General features: G+C 62.5%; 22 protein-coding genes. 13 read left to right on the top strand and 9 right to left on the bottom strand.

The window, feature by feature from the left end:
• The first annotated feature begins 299 nt into the window (after positions 1 to 299).
• The 3 genes from ACN6KF_RS21145 (at position 300) to rhaM (ending at position 2,521) form a co-directional block, all read left to right on the top strand.
• The gene (locus ACN6KF_RS21145; protein ID WP_434958739.1) at positions 300 to 1,169 is read left to right on the top strand and encodes an amidohydrolase family protein; all 870 of its coding nucleotides are present in this window, start codon (positions 300 to 302) and stop codon (positions 1,167 to 1,169) included.
• Between the two features lie 124 nt (positions 1,170 to 1,293).
• Entirely contained in the window at positions 1,294 to 2,118 is an 825-nt protein-coding gene (locus ACN6KF_RS21140) for a FadR/GntR family transcriptional regulator (protein WP_434958738.1), read from the top strand.
• A gap of 85 nt (positions 2,119 to 2,203) precedes the next feature.
• On the top strand, positions 2,204 to 2,521 hold the full coding sequence (rhaM, locus tag ACN6KF_RS21135) for an L-rhamnose mutarotase (RefSeq protein WP_434958737.1): 318 nt from the start codon (positions 2,204 to 2,206) through the stop codon (positions 2,519 to 2,521).
• Between the two features lie 23 nt (positions 2,522 to 2,544).
• Here rhaM and ACN6KF_RS21130 read toward each other — a convergent pair whose 3' ends face one another.
• Both ACN6KF_RS21130 and ACN6KF_RS21125 read right to left on the bottom strand, forming a co-directional pair.
• Positions 2,545 to 3,042, bottom strand: a complete 498-nt coding sequence (locus ACN6KF_RS21130; RefSeq protein ID WP_434958736.1) for a hypothetical protein — start codon at positions 3,040 to 3,042, stop codon at positions 2,545 to 2,547.
• 6 nt (positions 3,043 to 3,048) lie between these two features.
• Positions 3,049 to 3,783 carry a M48 family metallopeptidase gene (locus ACN6KF_RS21125; RefSeq protein WP_434958735.1) on the bottom strand — a complete coding sequence of 245 codons (735 nt, stop codon included), beginning with the start codon at positions 3,781 to 3,783 and terminating at the stop codon, positions 3,049 to 3,051.
• A gap of 93 nt (positions 3,784 to 3,876) precedes the next feature.
• Here ACN6KF_RS21125 and epmA point away from each other — a divergent pair, with 93 nt between their 5' ends.
• A complete protein-coding gene (gene epmA / locus ACN6KF_RS21120; RefSeq protein ID WP_434958734.1) occupies positions 3,877 to 4,920 on the top strand; it encodes an EF-P lysine aminoacylase EpmA in 1,044 nt (347 codons plus the stop codon).
• A gap of 253 nt (positions 4,921 to 5,173) precedes the next feature.
• On the opposite strand, the gene typA is transcribed toward epmA, so the two are convergent.
• The 3 genes from typA to ACN6KF_RS21105 all read right to left on the bottom strand — a co-directional run bounded on the left by typA (position 5,174) and on the right by ACN6KF_RS21105 (position 8,612).
• Complete coding sequence (gene typA, locus ACN6KF_RS21115) at positions 5,174 to 7,000, bottom strand: translational GTPase TypA (protein WP_434958733.1); 1,827 nt, start codon at positions 6,998 to 7,000, stop codon at positions 5,174 to 5,176.
• 255 nt (positions 7,001 to 7,255) lie between these two features.
• Positions 7,256 to 7,666: a GFA family protein gene (locus tag ACN6KF_RS21110; RefSeq protein WP_434958732.1), complete on the bottom strand. Its 411-nt coding sequence runs from the start codon at positions 7,664 to 7,666 to the stop codon at positions 7,256 to 7,258.
• 178 nt (positions 7,667 to 7,844) lie between these two features.
• Positions 7,845 to 8,612, bottom strand: coding sequence for a class I SAM-dependent methyltransferase (locus ACN6KF_RS21105; protein ID WP_434958731.1), 768 nt, complete (start codon positions 8,610 to 8,612; stop codon positions 7,845 to 7,847).
• Between the two features lie 178 nt (positions 8,613 to 8,790).
• Between ACN6KF_RS21105 and ACN6KF_RS21100 the strand changes: the two genes are divergently transcribed.
• The 5 genes from ACN6KF_RS21100 (at position 8,791) to lhpI (ending at position 12,677) form a co-directional block, all read left to right on the top strand.
• Positions 8,791 to 9,573 carry a helix-turn-helix transcriptional regulator gene (locus ACN6KF_RS21100; protein WP_434958730.1) on the top strand — a complete coding sequence of 261 codons (783 nt, stop codon included), beginning with the start codon at positions 8,791 to 8,793 and terminating at the stop codon, positions 9,571 to 9,573.
• Between the two features lie 152 nt (positions 9,574 to 9,725).
• Positions 9,726 to 10,682, top strand: coding sequence for a signal peptide peptidase SppA (gene sppA / locus ACN6KF_RS21095; protein ID WP_434958729.1), 957 nt, complete (start codon positions 9,726 to 9,728; stop codon positions 10,680 to 10,682).
• 185 nt (positions 10,683 to 10,867) lie between these two features.
• Positions 10,868 to 11,155, top strand: coding sequence for an integration host factor subunit beta (gene ihfB, locus ACN6KF_RS21090; RefSeq protein ID WP_434958728.1), 288 nt, complete (start codon positions 10,868 to 10,870; stop codon positions 11,153 to 11,155).
• Positions 11,156 to 11,185: 30 nt separating this feature from the next.
• Positions 11,186 to 11,554: a LapA family protein gene (locus ACN6KF_RS21085; RefSeq protein ID WP_434958727.1), complete on the top strand. Its 369-nt coding sequence runs from the start codon at positions 11,186 to 11,188 to the stop codon at positions 11,552 to 11,554.
• Positions 11,555 to 11,726: 172 nt separating this feature from the next.
• Positions 11,727 to 12,677 carry a bifunctional Delta(1)-pyrroline-2-carboxylate/Delta(1)-piperideine-2-carboxylate reductase gene (lhpI, locus tag ACN6KF_RS21080; RefSeq protein WP_434958726.1) on the top strand — a complete coding sequence of 317 codons (951 nt, stop codon included), beginning with the start codon at positions 11,727 to 11,729 and terminating at the stop codon, positions 12,675 to 12,677.
• A 46-nt stretch (positions 12,678 to 12,723) separates the two neighbouring features.
• On the opposite strand, the gene ACN6KF_RS21075 is transcribed toward lhpI, so the two are convergent.
• Both ACN6KF_RS21075 and ACN6KF_RS21070 read right to left on the bottom strand, forming a co-directional pair.
• Positions 12,724 to 14,127 carry a tetratricopeptide repeat protein gene (locus ACN6KF_RS21075; RefSeq protein WP_434958725.1) on the bottom strand — a complete coding sequence of 468 codons (1,404 nt, stop codon included), beginning with the start codon at positions 14,125 to 14,127 and terminating at the stop codon, positions 12,724 to 12,726.
• A gap of 437 nt (positions 14,128 to 14,564) precedes the next feature.
• Positions 14,565 to 15,038, bottom strand: coding sequence for a MarR family winged helix-turn-helix transcriptional regulator (locus ACN6KF_RS21070; RefSeq protein ID WP_434958724.1), 474 nt, complete (start codon positions 15,036 to 15,038; stop codon positions 14,565 to 14,567).
• 224 nt (positions 15,039 to 15,262) lie between these two features.
• Here ACN6KF_RS21070 and ACN6KF_RS21065 point away from each other — a divergent pair, with 224 nt between their 5' ends.
• Both ACN6KF_RS21065 and ACN6KF_RS21060 read left to right on the top strand, forming a co-directional pair.
• Positions 15,263 to 15,691, top strand: a complete 429-nt coding sequence (locus tag ACN6KF_RS21065) for an organic hydroperoxide resistance protein (RefSeq protein ID WP_434958723.1) — start codon at positions 15,263 to 15,265, stop codon at positions 15,689 to 15,691.
• 127 nt (positions 15,692 to 15,818) lie between these two features.
• Positions 15,819 to 16,520 (top strand): hypothetical protein, encoded by a 702-nt coding sequence (locus ACN6KF_RS21060; protein ID WP_434958722.1) that lies wholly within the window; start codon positions 15,819 to 15,821, stop codon positions 16,518 to 16,520.
• Positions 16,521 to 16,544: 24 nt separating this feature from the next.
• On the opposite strand, the gene ACN6KF_RS21055 is transcribed toward ACN6KF_RS21060, so the two are convergent.
• The gene (locus ACN6KF_RS21055; RefSeq protein WP_434958721.1) at positions 16,545 to 17,369 is read right to left on the bottom strand and encodes an alpha/beta fold hydrolase; all 825 of its coding nucleotides are present in this window, start codon (positions 17,367 to 17,369) and stop codon (positions 16,545 to 16,547) included.
• 141 nt (positions 17,370 to 17,510) lie between these two features.
• Between ACN6KF_RS21055 and ACN6KF_RS21050 the strand changes: the two genes are divergently transcribed.
• A complete protein-coding gene (locus ACN6KF_RS21050; protein ID WP_434958720.1) occupies positions 17,511 to 17,819 on the top strand; it encodes a putative quinol monooxygenase in 309 nt (102 codons plus the stop codon).
• Positions 17,820 to 17,831: 12 nt separating this feature from the next.
• Here ACN6KF_RS21050 and ACN6KF_RS21045 read toward each other — a convergent pair whose 3' ends face one another.
• Positions 17,832 to 18,200 (bottom strand): GFA family protein, encoded by a 369-nt coding sequence (locus tag ACN6KF_RS21045; RefSeq protein WP_434958719.1) that lies wholly within the window; start codon positions 18,198 to 18,200, stop codon positions 17,832 to 17,834.
• 93 nt (positions 18,201 to 18,293) lie between these two features.
• On the opposite strand from ACN6KF_RS21045, the gene ACN6KF_RS21040 reads away from it, so the two are divergent.
• Positions 18,294 to 18,701, top strand: coding sequence for a hypothetical protein (locus ACN6KF_RS21040; RefSeq protein WP_434958718.1), 408 nt, complete (start codon positions 18,294 to 18,296; stop codon positions 18,699 to 18,701).
• Position 18,702 lies beyond the last annotated feature (1 nt).

Genomic DNA, 18,702 nt, shown 5'->3' with positions numbered 1-18,702 from the left:
TTGCGAATAAGTTGTCAGACAAAAATTAGTTTGACAAGTTTTTACTGACTGACGGAGAATGGCTGTAAGACCCAATGCGGTTTACTTAAGCGCCTTCGAGTTTCCACGACCTTTGTCATTGCCGGGCTTGATCCGGCAATCCAGCTCCAAGCCCGTTACGGGAGCGGGCTTCCGGATGGCCGGGTCAAGCCCGGCTATGACAAATCGGGGTGTTTCTTCCTTAAGTAAGCTGTGTTTGGCCAAGGCCGGCATCGATGCAGAAATGCCGGATGCGACTTCGCGCTCACGTTGAGGATGCCATGCCCGATTTTCCCATCATCGACACGCATCTTCACGTCTGGGATCATACGAAGCTGAAATATTCGGCTTTCGAAGGCAGCCCGCTGTTTTCCAGGAACTACCATGTCGAGGACTACAGGCGCGATCTCGGCTCGGTCGAAGTCGAGGCCATGGTCTTCCTTGAATGCTATGCCGATTTCTGGGAAGGCGGCGGCCAATATCTCGACGAGATCCGCTTCGTCGAGGAGGAGGCCCGGCGCGATCCCGGCCTCAGGGCGATCGTGCCGATGGCGCCGCTGGAATGGGGCCGGCGGGCAGAGCCGATCCTGGCTGAGATGAAGGACAAGCACCCCATGGTGCGAGGCATCCGCCGCATTGTCGAGTTCGACGCCGATCCGCGTGCCCTGACCCTGTCGGACAACTTCGTCGAAGGCGTCAATCTCCTCGAAAAATTCGGCTACCATTTCGAGATCAACGTCCATCACCACCAGATGGACATCGTGCGGGACTTCGTGAAGCGCATCCCGCATGTGCCGATGATCCTGGATCATTGCGGCAAACCCGGCGTCAAGGAAGGCGCCATCGCGCAGTTTCGCGACGACGTGAAGGAATTGGCGCGCTGCCCCAACCTTTTCATCAAGCTCTCCGACCTGCCGGTGGAGGCTGACCTCACGACCTGGACCGATACGGACCTCAGGCCTTACATCGACGCCACCTTCGAGAGCTTCGGCATCGACCGCACCCTCTTTGCCATGGACTGGCCGATCTGCCTGCAGGCCACCAGCATGACGCGCTGGGTCGAGACGCTCGATCGTGCCACGGCGGGTTTTTCTGAAGTCGATCTGCGCAAGTTCTACCGGGATAACGCGAATTCCTTCTACCGCCTGTAGCGTTTTGCGATTTGACGGACTCACCAAGAATCGCAAAGACGCGTGGAAACGAAGAGCCGGAGCAAAAGTGCGTTTTCGTCAAAACGCGCTTTGCTCAGGGCCTGTGAGGCAGTAAGGCAGTCCTGTGAGCAAGCTGATCAAAGACCCCGATTTCAGCGATCTGGCGGCCCTGGATGCCGGCGAGGCCGTCTCCGAACCATTCGGCGGCGGCGCGCTGGAGCGGCGTCCGATCGCCGAGCAGGTCGCCACCCGCATCATGGGCATGATCAAGTCGGGCAATCTTCGATCCGGCGACCGCCTGCCGACCGAGCAGCAGATGGGCATTGCCTTCGGCATTTCGCGCCCGCCCTTGCGAGAAGCACTCAAGGCGCTGACCCTGATGGGCGTGCTCGAAAGCCGCCAGGGCGGACGCTATAGCGTCACCGACCTGTCGCCGAGCCGCCTGGTGGCGCCGTTCTCGACCATGCTCTCCTTCGCCGACTACGACGTGCGCGAGCATTTCGAGGCGCGGGTGGTGGTCGAACTCGAACTGGTGCGTCTCTGCGCCGAACGGGCTGATGAGGAGACGCGGGCACGCATCCTCGAATTGGCCGTCGACGGCCGCGCCTTCCACGAGGATCCGGTTGCCTTCCGCCTGCTCGACATCGAGTTGCACCGGGCCCTCTATGGCGGCGGCCACAGCCGCCTGCTCGCTGCGATGGCGGAAGGGCTCTACGATGTCGGGCTCGACGTGCGCCGCGTCGCCAGCGCCCTGCCCGGTGTGATCGAGATCAGCGTAGCCCAGCATGTCGAGATCGCCGAGGCCGTGATGGCCCGCGATGCCGCGGCGGCGGTGGCTGCCTATCGCCGGCATCTCGAACATGTACGTGACACCTCCAGCCAGGCGCAGGAGGTGATCGGCGGCGAGATGGCCGCTCGGGACGCCGCTAGCCGGCCCGACAAGCGCTGATCGCGGATCTCCGGCATAACCGGAATTGCCTTCGAGAGAACACCCCAAGGAAACGTCGCAAGCAAACGTCGCAAGGAAACGCTCCATGCCGGACCGCATCGCTTTTCGCATGAACCTGAACCCCGGCCAGGCCGCCGAATATGAAAAGCGCCATGACGAGATCTTTCCCGAGCTGGTGATGCTACTGAGGCAGGTCGGCATCTCTGACTACACGATCTGGCTTGACCCGGAGGACCATCATCTCTTCGCCATCCTCACCCGCAGCGACGACCACAAGCTCGACCGATTGCCCGACGAGGCGGTGATGAAGCGCTGGTGGGCGTTCATGGGCGACATCATGGCCACCAATCCGGACAGTTCCCCGGTGCAGGTGCCGCTGAAGCGGGTGTTCTATTTGCCATAGAGCCGGTGAGAGACAGGCGGCACCTAAACGTCTTCTTCGCTGTCCCTTTCATAGAACAGCGCATGGACCTCATATCCGGGCCTGGTCCGAATGGCCTCTGCGCGAATGATTTGCGCTCGGACGAAAGGCTTATCCACTCCGCCGGCCCTGAGGATCGCATCGGGTTGGATGCCCTCCAACCAGGTTGTCACGGTGGAACGCGGCTGAGACGTTGCAATGAAAATATAGCCGAGAGTCGGCCAGTCTTCTTCTTCGCCAAATCCCCAGATCTGGATGGCAACGTCTGCCACGTCATCACGACCGCGGACATCCATGAGGCGATCGCGAAAGGCCTCTATGCCGAAGGTGAGAATGGCCCGACTGGGGACGGCGTGACGTGTGATTCCTGCTGTAAAGAAATCTTCGATGGCGACAATTGGCAGTCTGTTGGTCCCATCTCGCTTGAAGACGCGATCCTGCTCATGCACGAGCCGGCGCAAGTTCGAGCGGTTTCTTTGGGCGTCCTCCGCTTTCTCCGGCATCTCCGCTCACCCGTAGCGGTGCAGCCCGGCACCATGCGACTTCAGCCAGGCCCGGGCTTCCTCGGTACGGGGACAGAGCTGGTGGCACAGGCGCCAGAAGCGGGGCGAGTGGTTCATTTCCTTCAGATGCGAAACCTCGTGCGCAGCGAGATAGTCGAGCACGAAGGGCGGCGCCAGGATCAGGCGCCAGGAGAAGGCCAACGCCCCGGTCGAGGAGCAGGAACCCCAACGGCTGGTGGTGTCCTTGACGCTGATCGGGCCGTGCTTGACGCCGAGCGCCGCGGTATGGCGCTCGACGGCCGCCTGCACCTCGCGCAGAGCCTGTTTCTTCAGCCAGTCGGTGAGGCGGCGCGGCAAATGCTTGATATCGCCATGCACGACGAGGAGGGGCGGCGTGCCTGCCTCGATCTTTGCGGTACCACGGCCCTCGCGATGCTCGATGCGGTGCGGCACGTCGCGGATGGGCACCATGGCGCCGTCGGCGAAGCTGACATCCTGGGCGAGCTTGGCCAGCTTCAGGGCGATCCAGCCGGCATGCTTGTCGGCGAAGGCCTTGGCGGTGATCAGGCTGCCACGCGCCGGCATGGAGAGCACGATGTCGCGCTGCGCCGTACGCACCCGGAGCGTGTAGCGGCGCGCCGAAACCAGCCGCCTGACTGCAACCGGATAGGTTGTCGCCCCGATCCTGACGGTGATCTGCTCGGGTTGGGGCGTCGGATTGCGTCGAAACAGCGATATCATGCTCGAATCAGGTTTGAGCCGCCATCATAACCCGGATTGCGGTTTTGCCGCGGCTGGCGTAGGGGCGAGGCAATTCATCTCAAAGGATCCGCCATGTATTCCGATCCTACCCCCTGGTGGCAGCCATCGGCCCATCAGGATCGCCGGTCCTTCCTGATCGGGCGTAACCGGCTGATGACGGCGCTGCGCGGTTTCTTCACGGCGGAGGACTTCACCGAGGTCGACACTTCAATCCTGCAGGTCTCCCCCGGCAACGAGGCGCATCTGCATGCCTTCGCCACCGATCTGATCGATGCCGATCTTTCGGTACGCCGGCTTTATCTGCACACCTCGCCGGAATTCGCCTGCAAGAAGCTGCTGGCGGCGGGGGAGGAGCGCCTGTTCACCTTCGCCAAGGTCTTCCGCAACCGCGAGCGGACCGGCACCCATTCGCCCGAATTCACCATGCTGGAATGGTATCGCAGCGGCGAACCCTATCGGAAGCTGATGGACGATTGCGCCAGGCTGCTGGCCCTTGCCGCCGAAACGGGCGGCCTCAAGCGCTTCAGCTATCGCGGCGTGGAGACGGACCCCTTCGCCGAACCCGAGAAGCTCAGCGTCGCCGAGGCCTTCGAGCGCTTTGCCGGCATCGATCTCCTGGCGACGCTCGACAAGGACGGCAGCAGCGACCGTGACGCTTTGGCCGACGCCACTGTTCGGGCCGGCCTGCGGGTTGCCGCCGATGATACCTGGTCCGACATCTATTCCGGCGTGCTGGTGCAGAAGATCGAGCCCTATCTCGGCCTGGGACGCGCCACCATCCTCCACGAATATCCAAGCGTGGAGGCGGCGCTGGCCCGCCGCACCGCCGATGATCCGCGCGTGGCCGAGCGCTTCGAGCTCTATGCCTGCGGCGTCGAGCTCGCCAATGCCTTCGGCGAGCTGACCGATGCCGAGGAGCAGCGCCGCCGCTTCCAGGCGGAGATGGACGAGAAAGAGCGTATCTATGGCGAGCGCTATCCGATCGACGAGGATTTCCTCGCTGCGCTTGCCATCATGCCTGAGGCCAGCGGCATTGCCCTTGGCTTCGACCGGCTTGCCATGCTGGCGACGGGCGCAAGCCGCATCGACCAGGTAATCTGGACCCCGGTGGCGTGAGGCTGTGAATAGCGGGGATATGTTGCGTGAGAGGCCACAATCTCGACAAAAGGACCTGTGAGCTTTCACCCCATGCCGTTGACGCGGCACGAACTTGATCCGCGAGAGACCTCATTGCACCGCCGGCCCTAGGGTCGGCGGTTTTTTCTGCAGGAAGCGTCCGCGGTCCCAGCCGGCTGCCACGCCGCACCGTCTTCAAAAACAAGAAGGCCGGTGCTGAGACCGGCCCTCTTCAGAGATCGTTTGGCGGCTCTTACGCAGCCGCGTCGCGGGCGCGATCGGCTTTCTTGCGCTCGTTGGGATCGAGGATGGCCTTGCGCAGGCGGATCGACTTCGGCGTGACCTCCAGGAGTTCGTCGTCCTGGATCCAGGCGATCGACTTTTCCAGCGTCATCCGGATCGGTGGCGTCAGGCGCACGGCTTCGTCCTTGCCGGAGGCCCGGACGTTGGTGAGCTTCTTGCCCTTGAGCACGTTCACTTCCAGATCGTTCTCGCGATTATGCTCGCCCACGATCATGCCCTGATAGACCTTCCAGCCGGGCTCGATCATCATCGGGCCGCGGTCTTCCAGGTTCCACAGCGCATAGGCCACGGCCTCGCCGGCGTCGGTGGAGATCAGCACGCCGTTGCGGCGGCCGGCCACCTCGCCCTTGAAGGGGGCATAGGCATGGAACAGGCGGTTCAGCACGGCGGTGCCGCGGGTGTCGGTGAGCAACTCGTTCTGATAGCCGATCAGGCCCCGGGTCGGGGCGTGGAAGACCAGGCGCTGGCGGTTGCCGCCGGAGGGGCGCATTTCGATCATGTCGGCCTTGCGCTCCGACATCTTCTGCACCACGGCGCCGGAGAATTCCTCGTCGACGTCGATCACCACTTCTTCGATCGGCTCCAGGACTTCGCCGGTGGTCTCGTCCTTCTGGAAGACCACGCGCGGGCGGGAGACGCCGAGTTCGAAGCCCTCGCGGCGCATCACCTCGATCAGGATGGCGAGCTGGAGTTCGCCGCGGCCGGAGACGATGAACGAGTCCTTGTCGACCGATTCCTCGATCTTCAGCGCGACATTGCCCTCAGCTTCCTTGAGCAGGCGGTCGCGGATGACGCGGCTGGTCACCTTGTCGCCCTCGGTGCCGGCGAGCGGGGAATCGTTGACGGTGAAGGTCATCGACACGGTCGGCGGGTCGATCGGCTGGGCGATGATCGGGTCGGTGACTTCGAGCGCGCAGAAGGTGTCGGCGACGGTGCCCTGGGTCAGGCCGGCGATGGCGACGATGTCGCCCGCCTCGGCTTCCTCGACCGGCTGGCGTTCGATGCCGCGGAAGGCAAGCACCTTGGAGACGCGGCCCTGCTCGATCACCTTGCCGTCATGCGAAAGCGCCTTGATCGCCATGTTCGGCTTCAGCGTGCCCGAGGAGATGCGGCCAGTGAGGACGCGGCCGAGATAGGGGTTGGCTTCCAGGATGGTGGCGAGCATGCGGAAGGGACCGGGCTCGACGGTGGGCTGCGCGACATGCTTGAGCACGAGGTCGAACAGCGGTGCCATGCCGTCGTCATGCGAAGCCTCGGGGGAGGTCCCCATCCAGCCCTGCTTGCCCGAACCGTAGAGGATCGGGAAGTCGAGCTGCTCATCGGTGGCGTCGAGGGCGGCGAAGAGGTCGAACACCTCGTTGATCACCTCGGTGGTGCGGGCGTCGGGCTTGTCGACCTTGTTGATGGCGACGATCGGCTTGAGGCCGATCTTGAGGGCCTTGGCCACCACGAACTTGGTCTGCGGCATCGGCCCTTCGGCGGCGTCGACCAGCACGATGGCGCCATCGACCATGTTGAGGATGCGCTCGACCTCGCCGCCGAAATCGGCGTGGCCGGGGGTGTCGACGATGTTGACGCGGGTATCCTTCCACACCACCGAGGTAGCCTTGGCCAGGATGGTGATGCCGCGCTCCTTCTCGAGATCGTTCGAGTCCATCACGCGCTCGGCCACGCGCTGATTGTCGCGGAAGGCGCCGGACTGCCGCAGCAGCTGGTCGACCAGCGTGGTCTTGCCATGGTCGACGTGGGCGATGATGGCGATATTGCGAAGTTGCATAGGTTAAACCGGGTTCCTGGCTAAGGCGAAGTGCGTTCAGACGGAAACGCTCTTCTGCCCCAACTCGTTGTTTCCAAGCCAATCCGATGGATTGGCGAGAGCGATTGTGCGATTCCCGACGTTCCACCAAATCGCAAAAATGCTTGAGCCGATGGCATCGGGCCGCGCCAAAAAGGGGATCGTCTGTCGGATTTTGCGCCGCAATATCACAGGAGAGGGGGGCGCGGCAATGGCGCAGCAGCCAACTAACGGCTCCTAGCCGTCCTTTTCCGGCTCATATTCCAAGAATGTCGGCAGGTCATCGGCCGTCGCGAACCAGGAAACCTGGCTGCGGGTCCAGATATGCTTGCGGGGCGGCACCAGCGAGGGGTCGTCGAGCGTGCCGATATTGATGCTGATCTCGGACGCAGACTCGCGCAGCCGGAATTCGATCGAGGCGCCGCAGTCGCCGCAGAAGCGGCGCTCCCCGAAACTGGAAGAGTGATAGACGCGCGGCTCGCCCTTCACATAGCCAAAGGTCTCGACGGCAAAGAGCGCCCAGGGCTGGGCGGGCGCTCCCGAAATGCGCTGGCAGATGCGGCAATGGCACCAGCCGGCATCGAAGGGCACTGCCTGCGCTTCGTAGCGGATCGCCCCGCATGCGCAGCCGCCGGTCAGCAGGGCCATGGCATCCCCTCCGTCAGGCCGCAGATGTGTTCGGCCTTCCAGCTTCCCAGCTTACAGATTCGCATGGGAAAGGGGGAGGTGGGTTTTGATACGACGGTGTTTCAATAAAGACCTGCGGTATCGGCGATGAGGCCGATACCGCAGGAACGGGCGAGCGCCGGCTGACAGGGCGGAAAACCTAGCGCTGCGCCACGAAGACCGCATTGTCGAGGACGAAGGACCCGTCGGCCTCGACTGCGAAGTGCTGGCGCACCTCCTCCGACATCGCAGCCTGCAGGGCACGGATGGCCTCGACGAAGACCGGCGGCGTACGCATGCGCGTGATCCAGGAGGTAAATTCGAGCGGCTGTCGCCCCGGCGTCGTCGTACCCAAGGTGAAGCCGGCGGCGGCGAGCATGGCCTGCCATTCGCGGATCGAATAATCGCGGACATGCGAGGGGTCGCGCAGCATCTCGAAGGCCTGCAGGAAGGTGTCACAGACGGCCCGCGCCGGGGCGATGGCATCGGCGATCACCAGCGTGCCGCCTGGGCGCAGGACACGGAAGGCTTCCTGCAAGGCTGCGGCCACGTCGCCCCAGTGATGGGCCGAATAACGGCTGAGCACCATGTCGAAGCTGGCTTCGGCAAAGGGCAACTGCTCGACCGAGCCCTGGCGGGTGGCGATATTGGCAAGGCCGCGCCTGGCGGCTTCCTCGGCGACGGCCGCCAGCATTTCCGACGAGAGATCGTAGGCGACCACCTGAGCCGCGACCGGCGCGGCCGCAAAGCTGACATGCCCGCCGCCGCAGCCCAGATCCAGCACGTGAGAGGGATGCCGTGCCGCGATCGCTTCGGCCACCAGAGCGAGATCCTCGCCCTTGGCATGGACGGAGCTGGCGACGTAGGCGGCTGCCTGGGAGCCGAATTGGCTGGTGACCAGGTTTTCCAGGGTGGCCGATCGGGCCATGGTTCTTACTCCATAAGGCTGAACACGCGGCTGAAGCGTTTGTGATTCGATCGCCTGATACAGGGCGGGCGGTGCCTGTATTGAGGCTCGCCCACTCCCCCGAGAGCAGACTGGAACGTCTCTAGTTTCTGATTTACACTGGTACCAGATCCTTTTTTATCCTGGTATGAAAGTTGCCATGACAGCGGAGTCGGATCAGGCGCGCCGCCAGCAGCTCGGCGAATTCCTGCGGTCTCAGCGGGCGCGGCTCACGCCCGATCTTTTCGGCCTGCAGGGCGGGGCGCGGCGGCGAACGCCGGGCCTGCGCCGCGAGGAAGTGGCCCAGCTCGCCGGCCTTTCGACCACCTGGTACACCTGGCTGGAGCAGGGGCGGGACATATCCCTGTCCGCCCATGCGCTGGGGCGGCTTGCCAATGTCCTGAACTTTTCGCAGGCCGAGCGCGCCTATCTGTTCGATCTCGCCGGCAAGCGCGATCCGCAGGCCAGCACCGAATCCGAGCCGGCAGCACCGCCGGCCCTGCTCACCGCCCTCGATACCATCGCCGGCCCGGCCTATCTGCTCGACCACCTCTGGAACGCACTGGGCTGGAATGCCCAGGCGGCGGAACTCTTCAGCGGCTGGCTCGACGGCGACAATGACCGCAACCTCCTCGCCTATATTTTCCTCAGCCCGGCCGCGCGGGAGCTGATCGAGGACTGGGAGGGACGGGCTCGTCGGGTGATCGCCGAGTTCCGCATCGATTACGGCCATCACATCGAGGAGGAGGCGATGCAGGCACTCGTCGGCGGGCTTGTGACGCGGAGCCCCTTCTTCGCGCAGGCCTGGCCGATCCATAGCGTGATCGGCCGCGAAGGCGGGCTGCGGCGTTTCAATCATCCCGCGCGCGGCGCGCTCGAATTCCAGCAGATCACCCTCAATCCGACGACGCGGCCGGATCTCAAATTCGTCATGCTGGTGTGACTGGTTTTGGGGGCGGGTCTTCGGACACCCCTGCCTCTCCAACGAGCGCTGCGATTCCAGGCGGGTCCGAAGACCGCCCCCATATCGCCCGCCTTGCCGCGGCCTCGTCGCTCGGCTAGGTTTCGCGCCAATTTCCCCAAGGGTATTCCCCCATGTCCCTAGAGACCGATCTCCTGGTCGACAGGCGCGTTCTGCGCCGCAAGCTTTCCGTCTGGCGCGTGCTGGCCTTCCTGTTTCTGGCTGTCGCCTTGGTGGTGGCCTATCTCGCCATTGTCGGCACCGGCGCCCTGCAGCATCGCAGCCCGCATATCGCCCGCATCAAGCTCGACGGCTTCGTGGGGGACCAGACCGCCAATCTGAAGCTGTTCGATCAGATTGCGGCGTCCCAGGCCGAGGCGGTGATCGTGCGGATCAACTCCCCCGGCGGTACGACCTCCGGCGGCGAGGCGCTCTATGACGGCCTGCGCAAGCTCTCGGCCAGCAAGCCGACGATCGCCTTCATCGACGGGCTCGGGGCGTCCGCCGCCTATATGGCCGCCGTCGGCACAGATCACATCGTGGCCCGGCGGTCCTCTCTGGTCGGCTCGATCGGCGTACTGGTGCAATATCCCAATGTCTCCAAGCTGCTCGATACCCTCGGTGTCAGCGTCGAAGCGGTGAAATCCTCCCCGTTGAAGGCGTCGCCGGACGGGTTCACGCCGACCAGCCCGGAGGCGCGGGCAGCACTCGCCTCCATCGTCAACGACACCTATGGCTGGTTCAAGGACCTGGTGAAGGATCGGCGCAAATTTGATGATGCCGGCCTTGCCGCCGTCGCCGACGGGCGCGTCTTCACCGGCAAGCAGGCACTCGATCTCAAGCTCATCGACGAGATGGGCGACGAGACCACCGCGATCGCCTGGCTGAGCAAGGACAAGCCGCGCATGAAGGCGCTGCCGGTCGAAGACTGGGACAAGCCTTCCACCACCTCCTCCTTCCCCTTTGCGCGCACGGGACTGGCCTGGCTTGCCGACAGCCTCGGCATCACCAGCCTGGGCGATGCCATCCGGACGGCACCAGATACGCCGCCGGCTGCGCTTGACGGGCTTGTTTCGGTTTGGCACCCTTGAGGCATTCGTGTCTCACGGTCTGTCGGGACCATAGTAACGTGTCAAACAAGGCATTGTAGAGCATCAACAAGACCTGGAGCGGGCGTACGCTTGGGCTCGATCCGTATCATGCTGTAAGGGAGCTTGGACGCGATTCGCGTCGAGCGAACGAAATTTCACAAGACCGGCGACTCACGGGAACGAAAATGATCAAATCCGAATTGGTTCTGAAGATTGCGGAAGCCAATCCGCACCTCTATCAGCGCGACATCGAAAACATCGTCAATGCCATCCTCGACGAGATCGTCAATGCGATGGCCAAGGGCGACCGGGTCGAGCTGCGCGGCTTCGGGGCTTTTTCGGTGAAGGCCCGTCCCGCTCGCATCGGCCGCAATCCGCGTACCGGCGCGCATGTGCCCGTGGACGAGAAATTCGTGCCTTTCTTCAAGACCGGCAAGGACATGCGGCTGCGACTGAACAAGTCGACGGCCTGACACAGTTATCGTGCCGGAGCGGGGCAGGTCATGAAGCGCATATTCTATTATTTCATCCTGATTCTGGCCCTGATCGTGATGGCGGCCTTTGCCATCGCGAACAAGCAATGGATCGCCGAAGGCGTAGCTTTGTCCTACGATCCCACAGCGCCGGGCGCCGAAGCGACCACATTGCATCTGCCGATGTTCCTGATCCTGTTCGGGGTCCTGCTTGTCGGCATGTTGATCGGCGGGATCACCGTCTGGCTGAAGCAGAGCCGTTTCCGCCGCGCCGCGCGGGTCGCCCAGGTCGAGGTGGAGCGCAATCGCAATGAGCTCGACCGCCTGCGTAGCCAGGCTGGCCCCGTACCCGAAGCACGCGACAGCCATGCCGTCCTGCCTTCGAGCGTGCCGTTCTGACGCTCCCGGTGTGATCGTTTCGCCCTGATCGGAACATCGTGCCGAAAAGTGGGCACCGGTTTTCGGCAAAAACGATGCTGTAGGCCGATCTGTTTCCTGCAACCGGATCGGTTATACTTCCCGCTCCGGGCCATACGGCCAAAACCTTCTTGTTGCCTCGGACGAAACAGCCATGCGCGTCATCACCGCCGATGAGATCGATGGCCTTCTGACCTTTCCCGATCTGATCGAGGCATTGCGCTCGGCCTTTGCGGCCGATTTCGTCACGCCGCCACGCCAGCATCTTGAAATCGGCCACGGCGCCGCTGCGGCCACTGCCCTGATCATGCCGTCCTGGACCGGCGATGCACCGGGGCCGGGCGCCTTCCTCGGTACCAAACTGGTGAATGTGTTCCCGGCCAATGGCGCCCGCGGCCTGCCGGCCGTGCTCGGCACCTATGTCTTGATGTCGGGCGAAACCGGGGCGCCCCTGGCGGCGATCGATGGCACCCGGCTGACCCATTGGCGCACGGCCGCCGCTTCGGGGCTCGCCGCCTCCTATCTGGCCCGGCCTGATGCGAACCGCCTTGCCATGGTGGGCGCTGGCGCGCTGGCACCCTTCCTCATCCGCGCCCATGCCAGCCAGCGACCGATCAGCGATGTGGCGATCTGGAACCATCGGGCGGAACGCGCCGAAAAGCTGGTGGAGGAACTGGGCCAGCAGGGGATTACGGCTCGATACGAGCCGGATCTCGAGCGCGCGGTGCGCACAGCCGACGTGATTTCCTGCGCCACGCTGTCCAACCTGCCCTTGGTCAAGGGAGCCTGGCTGCGGCCGGGCATGCATCTGGACTTGGTCGGCGCTTTCAATCTGCAGATGCGCGAGGCCGATGACGAGGCCGTACGTGCCAGCGATCTGTTCGTCGACACGCCGGGTGCCCTGATCGAGGGCGGCGACATCGCTCTGGCCCTCAAGGCCGGCACGATCAGTCAGGATGATATCCGGGCCGATCTGGCCGACCTCACCCGGGGGAGGCATCCCGGCCGTGATTCGAGCGAGGCGGTGACGCTGTTCAAGTCGATCGGCAGTGCGTTGGAGGACCTCGCCGCGGCGATCCTGGTGTGGAAGAAGGCCGAGCGCTGACGGCGAGAGACCGCCGGCCTCGAACGAGCTTCCGCCGCAAGCCCCCTTATCGTGCCAAACGCTTCAACTCGGCTTGCGCGAGCCTGTATTCGACGAACGTCTTAGGGCAGGTGTCTATGGTCTTCTTCAGGAGGGCGGTTGCATCACCCACATTGTGTTGAAGCACCAGCCATTCACCCTGATAGAATGTTGCTTCGCAACGTTGGTTATCGTTCTCAGCCGCCGCCATCATGGCGTTCGAATCGCGTCGGCCGAGATAGAACTCGAGAACAGGATAAGGCCAGCTCTTGTCCTTCACGCTATCGGCATCTTGCGTGAGCTTGCTCATTCCGTCCTCTCCTGCCCTCGCCAGGGATAGATAACGCCAAAGCTTACTGTAAACGAAGTCGTTACGGTTCAAGGCTGTTGAGAAATCCTCGGCCGCAGCATGAAAATTGCCAATCGTAAAGTTGATGATCGCTCTATCCGAGAACGCAGATGCCTCATCGGGGAATTGTGCGATCGTGTCTTGTGACGCTTTCAGGGCTTTGTCGACGTCACCGGCCATTTCAAAAGCCTCCGCGCGCAAACCGTAGACCTGCAGCAGTTTCGGATCGAGCTGGATGGCCTTGTCGAAATCCGCCAGCGCGAGCGAGGCATCGCCTTGGCGCAGGCTTGCCAAACCGCGATTGGCATAAGGAGCAGCAAAGTCTGGCTTGAGTTTTATGGCCGTTTCACAGCTGGCAATGGCTCCGGCATAGTCCAGCTTCGCGATGAGGACGCGGCACCGTTCATTATGCCCATGAGCCTCCGCCGGAGAAAGGCTTATGGCAACGTCGATATCGGATAGAGCGTTCTTGTAATTCTGTCGCTGCGCAGAGTCGTTCTGTGTCGTCTGGGTGCTTTCAGCGAGAGAAAGATAGGCATCGCTGCGGTAGATGAAATTGTCCGTGTGCTTAGGACTCAATTCGATTGCATGAGAACAAATCCTCACTGCTTCAGTGTGATTCCCGATTGATTCCTGCAAGTCGCAGAGGTTGTTCCATGCAAAACCCAATGTTTTATCTATATTTATTGCCTGTTTTAGATTTTTGTTCGCACTTTCCAGATTTCCTGCGACCATGTCGAGCCAGCCGAGATTGTTGTAGGCCATTGCAAGTGTCGGTTGCAGCTCGATTGCTTTATTGAGATCTTTTCGAGCCTCATCATGTTTTGAAATTTTTATATAAGCATAGCCACGATTGAGATAAGCGGCAGGCAAGCTGAGGCTTTGTATTGTAATGAAGCTTCGTTTAGAGCTTTCTGCGGCATCTATGATTTGAGTGCAGCCATCGATTTTCCTCATGATGTCTTTGTCTTGCAGGCAACTCACGGTGACGGAAAAGGTATGTCTGTAAGTTTGGAAAGCAAAATAGCCTCCCACCGCAACCACCAGGACGCCTGCCACGCAGGCCAGAATTAATTTCTGCACCTGTCCCTCATTCTGCAAGAGGAAGATCTTTCCACTTGAAGGAAGCTAGCGAATATTTCTTTAGACTTCCAGTGTCGTGCTTCGTGGTTCTAACTTTTACCCTACAACTCGCGGTCTTTCTGCAGATCCGGCTTCAGTACCTTGCGTAGTTACGGTAACCCAGGGAGGCCGCCAGGGAGTGGGGTCTGTGGCCGTGCGTCGAGCGACGCTGTTCAAGTCGATCGGCAGTGCGTTGAAGGACCTCGCCGCGGCGATCCTGGTGTGGCGCAAGGCCGGCGGCGAAGGCTGACGACCTGTCCCGAAGAGATCGGTTCATGTCACGTCATTGCGAGCGCAGCGAAGCAATCCATACTCTCGCATGCCGGTCGGACTGGATTGCTTCGCTACGGTCACAATGACGAATTTAGTATCGCTTGCGTATAAGGGCCAAGCTGCCGCTATGCCGCATCGCTTGCCTGTTTCTGATGCAGGTCCAGGGCTTCCCGCAGCCATTCCAGCCAGTCCTTGAGGGCGCCCGCCTGGCCGGCTTCGAGACCGGTGTTCGTGGTGATCTGGGACGGCACGACGCGGGCCTTCTCGCGCAGGGCCTTGCCTTCGGCGGTGAGGGAGATGCGAACCTGGCGCTCGTCATGGCTGTCGCGCCGGCGTTTCAGCAGCCCCGCTGCCTCCAGGCGCTTGAGCAAGGGGGTCAACGTATTGGTTTCCAGGAAGAGCCGGGCGCCGATCTCGCCGACCTTGAGTCCGTCCCGCTCCCACAGGCAGAGCATGACCAGATATTGCGGATAGGTCAGGCCGAGCGGATCAAGCAGAGGCTTGTAGGAACGGCCAAAGGCATTGTTGGCGGCGTAGAGCGCGAAGCAGAGCTGGTTCTGCAAGAGCAGCGGCGTGAACTCGTTGGAAGACGATTCCATCGGTGCCTCCTTTGGCGCAACGTTCGGTGCCGGCTGCACAAGCCTAGCCGGCGAGCTTCAGCCGCGAATCATATCGCACACGACAGGGATGCAGAATCATTTTCGCAGACTTTCCCGCCAAAAATCGCCTTTCCGAAAAAATGCTCCTCCTGTCAAAATAAATATCGCGCACGATATAAATGTGTGCGATATAGAGCGTGTATTCAACCCGAAGGGAGTTCGTCATGAAGGTTCTCTACACCACCGCAGCCCGTTCCGATCACAATGGCCGCGACGGCGGTCGCTCCGGTACCGTGGATGGCCATTTTTCGGTCAAGCTGGATCTGCCCAAGGAACTCGGCGGCGCCGGTGGCCCCGGCACCAATCCGGAACAGTTGTTCGCCACCGGCTACGCCGCCTGCTTCATGGGCGCGCTGCGTTTCGTGGCCGGCAAGGAAAAGGTTACCCTTCCCGAGGATGCCAGCGTCACCGCCACGGTCGGTATCGGACCGCGTGACGATGGTGCCGGCTTCGGCCTCGATGTCGCTCTTGCCGTCGCGCTGCCGGGTATCGACCATGCCCGTGCCGAGGATCTCGTCGCCAAGGCCCACATCGTTTGCCCCTATTCTGAGGCGACCCGCAAGAATCTCGACGTCCGCCTCAGCGTGGTCTGAAGCCGTTCGCGACCGGCATTCGGTACCGGGCGTGCGGATCCTGTGGGGAGACGTGCGCCTGGCCGTGCCGGGCATGGCTGGCATGGTGATTCGGCGCTAAGCAGGGAACTCTGCCCGGAGTTCCCCTATGTCACTGCCTCGCCCCTGGCGTGAAGTCCTGCCGCAGCTTTTGTCGACGGCGCTGATCCCGCTCACCGTGGCCGGGATCGGCTGGTACTACACGCGGTGGCAGCAGAATCTCGCCGATCTGCGCACCATGATCGACCTGATGACCGATGCCGCGCCGGAGAAGCGCAAATATGGCGTCGCCATGTTCGAATATCTCCTCAAGAACGACAAGGTGCCGGTGGAGTTCATCACCGCGCAGCTCGATTATGCCAATTCGTCTTCGGACCGCGATTTGCTGCCCCTGCTGGAGAACGCGGTGCAGAAGGCCTCGCTCGTCAACACCTCGGTGAAGTCGGCCTATGAGGAGGCGACGGCAAGGTTGCCGAGCCGCATCTTCGTGCACGCGCTCAACGACATGCAGCGCCCCTGTGCCAATATCCTGCTCGACGAGATGAAGGACGGCGACAAGGCGGCCATCACATTCCCGTCGGTGCTATCAGCCAAATGGTCGGGCGAAGCGCATGAACTGCGCTACTTCAAGGCATCCGACCGCAAGCGCGCCGAAAGCCTCGCCGAACTCTTCGCTTCCGTCGGCCTGCAGCTCACCACCAAGGATCTGTCGACGAGCTGGAGTGGGGCGCGGGATTCGCGCCCCAACACCTTCGAGATCTGGTTCGGTAATCCGGCCCTGCCAGTGAATTGCCTGCAGCCCAGGAAATAGGCCTGGAAACAAACCCGACCGAGGTCAGGCTGCCGCGGCCGCCTGCCGGATGGCTATCCGGGCAATGTCCCTCGCCAGCTTGGCGGCATGGGTCACCATCACGCCGTGGGCTATGCCTTCATAGACCAGCAGCTCGGCTTCCGGGATCAGGGCGGCGAAGCGCTTGCCGGTGCTTTCCAGCGGTGCCGAGACGTCGCGGTCGCCATGGATCAGCGTGACAGGCACCCTGAGGGCGGTGGCTTCGGGGCGCAAATCGGTCTCCACGATCGCGCGCTGCAGATCGATCAGGATGCGCCGCGAACCGCCCAGCACCATGTCTACAAGCCCGTCCAGGGTGTGCTTGCTGGCCCCGGGTGCGAAAGGTTCGATATTGGCCTCGAGCCAGGCCGGCAGGTTGTCGGCAAGCTGTTCCATCAGGGCCTCGATGGCTTCCCTCGGCCGCCCCTGATCGTTGCCCGGTCCGGCGACGAGGCAGGGGCCCTGGGCCCCGACCAGGACGATGCGCCCGATCCGCCCTGCCCCGTGGCGGCTGATATAGCGCAGCACTTCGCCGACGGCGCAGGAATGGGCGACCACGGTGAGGTCGCTGAGGCCGAGCTGAGTGATCACGGCGTCGAGGTCGTCCGCTAGCGCGTCGAAATCGACGGTGCCCGGATCGCTCGAGTGACCATGGCCGCGCCGATCATAGGCGATGGTGCGCAGTCCCTGGGCGTTGAGCCCGATCATGGTTTGCGCCCAGATGCCGGAATCCATTGCCCAGCCGGCAAGCAGTAGCACGGGAGCGCCCTGGCCCCAGTCGCGAACGAAAAGACGGTGGCCATCGGCGATCTCGACGAAAGGTGCGGTCATGGCGGTTCCTCCGGGTTGAGAGGCCGCCATTGTGCCGGGAGCCGAGGTGGCACGCGATTACGCCCAAGGTAATCGCCTTCCTCGACCCGCTCACTATCCTCGGTGGCGTTGGCGGCGGGAATGCCGCAGGAGGACAGTCAAATGAGCGTGACCTATCTGATCGGCTTTGTCGTCAACCCCGGGCAGCGCGAGCGCTTCCTCGGCATGCTGAACACATTGTTGGACACGATGCGTCATGAAGCGACCTTCGTGAACGCCACGCTCCATGGCGATCCCGCCGATCCCTGCCGTTTCCTGCTTCACGAAACCTGGGTCGATCATCAGGAGGTGCTCGACGTGCAGCTCAACCGGCCCTATCGGCAGGCCTGGCACAAGGCTCTGCCCGAATTGCTGGCGGAACCTCGCTCCGTATCGATGTGGCAGCCGCTTCGTGCCGACCGGAAGGATTGACCGCCGGCGTGGCTACCACAGGTTCCGGCCGTCGATGACGGTGACGGGCACGGCCTCCAGGTCGAAATCGTCGAAGAGCCTGGCGTTGATGCTGATCTTGGGATTGTCGAAATCGGGCTCGCCGGTCGACCAGTCCGGCGTCTGCGTATAGGTGCCGCAGCCGCAGGTTGCGCAAAAGTGATGCTGGATGGTCTTCGACCCCCAACGATAGGTCGCGACCTGTTCGGGCGGCGAGGTCAGCCGGAACTGCTCGGGCTTGTAATAGGCCCAGAGCGAGCCGCGCTTGGAACAGAAGCTGCAGGTGCAGCGTGTCACCTCCTGCGGCGCCTCGCTCAACTCGAATGTCGTGCCGCCGCAATGGCAGCTGCCTTTGAGAGCCATGGCTTGTTCCTTTCCAATCTTCGCTGTAGCTCTTGATAAAGCCTGTCTGCTGACATCTTCCTGTCAGCAGTGATCCGCTAAAACGAGAGCCTGATGAGCGCTGCCCGCAAGATCCACACCTTGACCTTCCATCTCCTCGGCATCAGCGGCGAGGATGCCATGGATGATATCATCGATGAGATCGAGGAGTTCGCCGATGGCGTGGAGTGGCCGATCGAGGCGCCTGATGCCTTCAAGCACAAGGTTAGCGAGACCGATCCGGACACGGGCTGCGCGGTGGAGCTGCCGGTGCGCGCCAGCCTTGCCGGAGAGACCATCGCCGGCGAAAAAGCCGATTTTGCCGGCGCCATCGCGCTGATCGAGCATTTGCGCCAGCTCTCGGCCCGCCATCGCTTCGATGTCGAAATCACCTTCGACAAGGAGATTGTCGGCACCATCGACAAGGGGGCCTATAGCGAGACCCTGCGCCAGGGATTGGTCGAACCCTGGCAGGTTGGGTAGC

The sequence above is a fragment of the Labrys methylaminiphilus subsp. lupini genome, assembly GCF_051161885.1.
Lineage (GTDB): Bacteria > Pseudomonadota > Alphaproteobacteria > Rhizobiales > Labraceae > Labrys.
The sequence above is the reverse complement of the archived record's forward strand: the minus strand, read 5'-3'. Positions and strand labels throughout refer to the sequence as shown.